A 1,700-nucleotide genomic window follows, 5' to 3' on the forward strand; every position below is an offset into this window, starting at 1 on the left:
CGTATATTCATTCAAGTAGTTAACGTTAATAAAACGATTAAGCTCATTCAATATGAAATGGGTTTTTACCGCTCGAAAAATCATAAAGAGACTATAAATAACGAAGGGTAATGCCATCATATTGACAGCGAGTGAAAGGTCATTCTTTTTTCCATTCAATATGACGATTGCAGAGCTTGCGGTTGAGAAAGCCAAGTACAGGCTAATAACAACAATCCGATTTTGTACCGAATGTTCGTAATACGTAAAATAGATAAAACTCACTAACACTAAAAGCAACGCTATTCGACTGTAATGAATAATATGACGTGAATGGCAACGAAAAAGAGTCAAACTATGCAGCACTATATGGAAACCATAAGCAATAGTAACATTTGCAACAATAATACTCATAAAGTCGGGAATGATCCCTCTCAGGCTCAACAAAGTCGTGCCGATGCCGATGACGAACATGGATTGATCTGCTCCAGTTAGACTGGACACCGCATTAAGCTACATATTGTTTTTCAAAGTTAACTGGGCTTAGATACCCAAGAGCACTGTGCCTTCTTGTTCGATTATAATCAACTTCAATGTATTCAAAAAGCGCTTGGCGCATCTCTTCTCGGGTCATTATCGGCTCGTATTGGACGGCTTCTACTTTCATTGAGTGGAAAAAGCTTTCAACACAGGCGTTATCCCAACAATTCCCCTTCCTACTCATGCTTTGTTTTAGATTATGAGCTGCGATTAAATCTCGGTAGTCTTTTGAGCAATATTGGCTACCTCTATCACTATGGATAATCACGTCTTCTGGCATGCCTCTGCGGAACAATGCCATTGATAGTGCATCACAGACCAGAGTTGCGGTCATTCTGGTGCTCATTGACCAACCAACGACTTGCCGTGAGTACAGGTCGATAATAACGGCTAAATACATCCAACCTTCGCTTGTCGCTAGATAGGTAATATCTCCTGCCCATTTTTGGTTCGGTGCTGTCGCATTGAAATCTTGCTCAAGCAAGTTCGGGGCTACAGGAAGCCTATGCTTACTGTCTGTCGTACATTTGAACTTACGGGCGGCCTTCGCGACTAAGCTCTGGCGCTTCATGCTCGCGGCAATGGTTTTTACATCGTGCTTATTACCATTTGCCTCAAGTTCTTTTTGAATGCGCCTTGCACCGTCGCGTTCCTTTTTATCACCAAAGACTTCTCGAACTTTGTTATCAAGCTGCTTGCGGTGCTCGTTGCGTTGAGTGACTTTATGGCGATTATCAATCCAATAATAAAACCCACTTCGAGAAACCCCAAACACCTTAGCCATACGGACAATCCTATATTGCAACAGGTGTTCGAGCATAAACTCATAGCAATCTACTTTAGATTTTTCGCGAAGTAGGTGGCGGCCTTTTTTACGATATCTAGCTCTTCAGCTTGCTCTGCCAATAATCGTTTGAGTTTGGCATTTTCAGTGGCGAGCTCCCTTTCTCTATCGCTGATTTTCGCATCTTTTTTGACGGCTTTACGCCACCCATAAATTTGAGATTCATATAGCGAAAGCTGTCGTGCGGCAGCAGAGACACCGACTTTCTCTGCTAACTTAAGCGCTTCGGCTTTAAATTCAGGAGCATGTTTGATTCGTGTTTTCTTAGTTGTCATTGTTCACCTCGTTAGTGATTGTACTCACTTAACTCGGTGTCCAAAACTTCTGGTGCGGATCA

Annotated in this window: 1 protein-coding gene and 1 pseudogene; both read right to left on the reverse strand. The window is 42.3% G+C overall.

Annotated features, from left to right (window positions below):
* A pseudogene (locus tag L4B77_RS19900) lies at positions 1-453 on the reverse strand (GGDEF domain-containing protein); the annotation flags it as partial.
* A gap of 34 nt (positions 454-487) precedes the next feature.
* Positions 488-1,638, reverse strand: a protein-coding gene (locus tag L4B77_RS19905; protein ID WP_429752585.1) for an IS3 family transposase whose coding sequence is annotated in 2 segments (ribosomal slippage) — positions 488-1,395 and positions 1,395-1,638 — 1,152 coding nt in all. Because the reading frame shifts where the segments join, the coding sequence is not laid out codon by codon here.
* Positions 1,639-1,700 lie beyond the last annotated feature (62 nt).

Source organism: Vibrio minamisatsumaniensis, assembly GCF_050337445.1.
GTDB classification, from domain to species: domain Bacteria; phylum Pseudomonadota; class Gammaproteobacteria; order Enterobacterales; family Vibrionaceae; genus Vibrio; species Vibrio artabrorum.